Annotated in this window: 4 protein-coding genes; all 4 read right to left on the bottom strand. The window is 35.5% G+C overall.

All coding sequences use genetic code 11. The annotated features are described in order from the left end of the window. Positions 1–1074 (bottom strand): glucuronate isomerase (uxaC, locus tag ACZQCL_RS07295; RefSeq protein WP_482482494.1); only part of this gene is annotated, 1074 nt, incomplete at its 3' end. 17 nt (positions 1075–1091) lie between these two features. Continuing rightward, positions 1092–2402: a TRAP transporter large permease gene (locus ACZQCL_RS07290; protein ID WP_154556156.1), complete on the bottom strand. Its 1311-nt coding sequence runs from the start codon at positions 2400–2402 to the stop codon at positions 1092–1094. Between the two features lie 2 nt (positions 2403–2404). Further along, positions 2405–2878 (bottom strand): TRAP transporter small permease, encoded by a 474-nt coding sequence (locus ACZQCL_RS07285; protein ID WP_333671824.1) that lies wholly within the window; start codon positions 2876–2878, stop codon positions 2405–2407. A gap of 1 nt (position 2879) precedes the next feature. Continuing rightward, complete coding sequence (locus ACZQCL_RS07280; RefSeq protein WP_482482496.1) at positions 2880–3704, bottom strand: TRAP transporter substrate-binding protein; 825 nt, start codon at positions 3702–3704, stop codon at positions 2880–2882. Positions 3705–3809 lie beyond the last annotated feature (105 nt).

Raw genomic sequence — 3809 nt, 5'->3', positions numbered from 1 at the left:
GATTAGTTCATCATCTCCAGGATTTAAACTGTATAGAATTGTTTTTGGCAATCCACCATTTTCATTGATCGCATCCAACATATTTGTAAGTTGATCTGCAGGCGCAAAGTTTGAAATACAATCATAACCAGTATCTGGTCCTAGCTTATTATACATAGTTGTGTTGTTGTCACGTTTACAACCATAGTGCAACTGCATTACCCAACCTAAGCGTTTGTATTCTTTTGCGATGAATAGTAAGAAGGCTGTTTTATATTGATCACATTCGAATGCGGTAACAGCTTCGTGATTCAATCCCTTTTCAAAGATTTTTTCGATTTCTTCATCACTTGCTGGAGCATACATAACATAATCCAAACCGTGATCACTTACTAGACATCCTAATTCATTAAAGTATTCCATACGTTTGATGATTGCTTTTTTCATATCTTCGAAAGTATGAATTTCAACATCAGAAACAGTTGCCAATTGGCTCATGTAGTCGGCAAATTCTGGTTTATTGATACGCATAGCTTTGTCTGGGCGCCAAGCAGGAAGTACCTTTACATCAAATGTTTCATCTGCTTTAATCACTTTGTGCCAATGCAAATCATCAATTGGATCATCCGTAGTACATAATAATTTAACATTTGAGTTTTTAATTAAGTTACGCACACTCATATCATCTTGTTGTAATTTTTCATTACATAAATTCCATACTTCTTCCGCTGTTTTACTATTTAAAACACCATGATATCCAAAATATCTTTGAAGTTCCAAGTGTGACCAGTGGAAAAGTGGATTTCCAATAGCTTTTTCAAGCGTTTCTGCCCACTTCTGGAATTTTTCACGATCTGGTGCATCACCCGTAATATAGTATTCATCAACTCCATTCGAACGCATTTGACGCCATTTATAGTGGTCACCACCAAGCCATACTTGTGTGATATTTTCAAATTTACGATCCTCCGCAATTTCTTTTGGATCAATATGACAGTGGTAGTCTACAATTGGCATTGTATTTGCAGCATCAAAAAATAATTCTTTAGCGACTTCATTAGTCAATAAGAAGTCTTTATCCATAAATTGTTTCATTTAAAAATTCCTTCCTTCTAACTTACATAACCCATTAAACCAGGTAACCATAGACTTAATTGTGGAATATATGTTACCAACATCAATACAACAATAATTGCGAAGAAGTATGGCAACAAGTGTTTAAATACCGTTTCAATCTTAACGCCACCAACTTTAACACCAACAAACAGTGTTGTTCCTACTGGAGGAGTAATTGTTCCAATACACAAGTTGAAGATCAACATAATACCAAAGTGAATTGTATTCATACCTAATGCAGTACATACTGGTAAGAAGATTGGCGTAAAGATCAATGTGGCTGGCGTCATATCCATAAATGTACCAACTACCAACAAGATAATGTTGATCATTAATAGAATGACGTATTTATTGCTTGAAATTGACAATAATCCATTCGAAACCATTGTAGGAATGTTTGTGAAGGCCATAACCCAAGACATGATACTAGAAACACCAATCAAGAAAATAATGATACCTGTCATTTCTGCACTAGCTCTAAAGATTTCTGGTAAATCTTTCCATTTCATTGATTTATAGCCATAAATAGAAAGTAATAATGAGTATACAACGGCAACAACACTTCCTTCAGTAGCAGTAAAGACGCCGGCAATGATACCTCCAATGACAATAATGATTAATAATAAACATGGTAAAGCTTGAATAAACGCATTAAACTTTTCTTTTCCAGTTAATTTCGTCTGACTTCTATATCCTGCTTTCTTTGCGTAAATATATACAACAAGCATACAAGCTAGTGCCCACAATGCACCTGGAATATATCCGGCCATAAATAAGGCAGCCACACTTGTACCACCAGATACCAATGAGAATGTGATCATTACATTTGATGGTGGAATCAATAATCCTGTTGGGGCTGTGGCAATATTGGCTGCAGCAGAGAAGTTAGGATCATACCCCTCATCTTTTTCAATTGGACCAATGATAGATCCCATAGCACTTGCGGCAGCAGTACCTGAACCTGAAATAGCTCCAAATAAAGCATTTGCCAAAATATTTGTCTGGGCTAAACCACCTGGTGTTCTTCCCGTAACAATTTTAGCTAAGTTAATCAAACGAATCGCAATACCACCTTTATTCATAATATTTCCCGCAAGAATAAAGAATGGAATGGCCAACAAACTAAATACACTGATTCCTGAGAAAATTCGTTGTGCACCTGTAACTACGGCTACATTTAAATCCATAACTGGTAAGATTGCACAAACACTACTAATTCCTAATGCTACGGCAATGGGAACGCCTGCAATAAGCATAATCACTAACAATACTAAAATAATTAATCCTGATAAAACTGATAAACTCATGCTTATTCACCCTTTCCTTTCGCCAAATCAATAATATTCATAATGCCATAAATGACAATTAGAATGCCTGATAAAGGAATGATTGTATAGATCAATCCCATACTTACGCCTAATGACGCTGTGATTTGAGTCATTGTTAGTTTCATGATAGAAATTCCACCATATACCATAACGACAAGGGCGAATAAAATAATTAATAATTCAATACCGATTTCCAATACTTTCTTTTTTTGTCCTGTTACTTTATCAGCCAAGAATCCCATACGCATGTGGTCTCTTTTACCAAATACTAAAGCTGTTGAAAGTAAGGCCATCCATGTAAAACTGTAAGTCAATAATTCTTCGGATACTGTACTTGGATTATTAAAGAAGTAACGAACTACGATTTGGTATGTACCTACGACTACCATTACGGCAAATACAAATACACATGCCCATCCAAGAATAGTGTTTATTGCGTTTCTTAATTTTTCCATATTATTCACCACCCTTGACTTCGTATTTTTTGTTTACTTTTTGAATATGATCATAAATAGGTTTTGCCTGTGCATTATCCTTTAAGATAGATTCTTGAACGCCTTTGACCTTCTTTTGGAAAGCCAATACATCGACATCAATAAATTTAACGCCCATTTGTTCTTGCGCAATCTTCTTAGCTTCTTTAACTTGCACATCCCATTGTTTACATTCTTCTTTGTTTGATAATTCAGCCGCCTTATAGAATACTTTTCTTTCTTCTTTAGACAAACCATTCAAGAAACTCAAGTTTCCAATCAACAAATCCGGAATCATCTGATGCTTGTTGTAAGAGAAATATTTCGCAACTTCACCATGTTTATTTGATGTTAATGCTAATTCGTTATTTTCAGCACCATCAATGACACCTTGTTGAATAGCCGTATAAACTTCACCAAAACTCATTGGACTGGCTGCAGCACCAAACGCCTGGCACATCGCAACACTTGCAGGACTTTGTTGAACACGGATTTTTAATCCTTTCATATCTTCTGGTGAATCAATTTCTTTTTTCGCATAGAAGTTACGAGTACCCGCATTGTACCAAGTTAAAGCTCTAAAGCCTTGTTCATCTGTACTTGAGAAAATTTTATTCATATAGTCCGTATCATTCATAACTTCATGATATGCATCTTCAGAAGTAAATAAGTATGGCATAGAGAAAATTTCATATACACTCGCAAATGTTTCTAGGTTTGCCGTACCAACAATTGTAAAATCAATAGCTCCTGTTTGCGTTAACTCGATAGCTTTTTGGGCAGCACCTAAAATTTCGTTAGGGAAAATTTGTACTTCATAAGTAAATTTATCTCCTTCTCTAAAATAAACAGTTGGAGATAAACTCCTCTAAGAACCGTACGTGCAGTTTTCCCGCATACGGCTCCCCACTGT

It is taken from the genome of Holdemanella sp., assembly GCF_056804935.1.
Note: the sequence above shows the minus strand (reverse complement) of the source record. Positions and strands in the feature narration are given on the sequence as shown.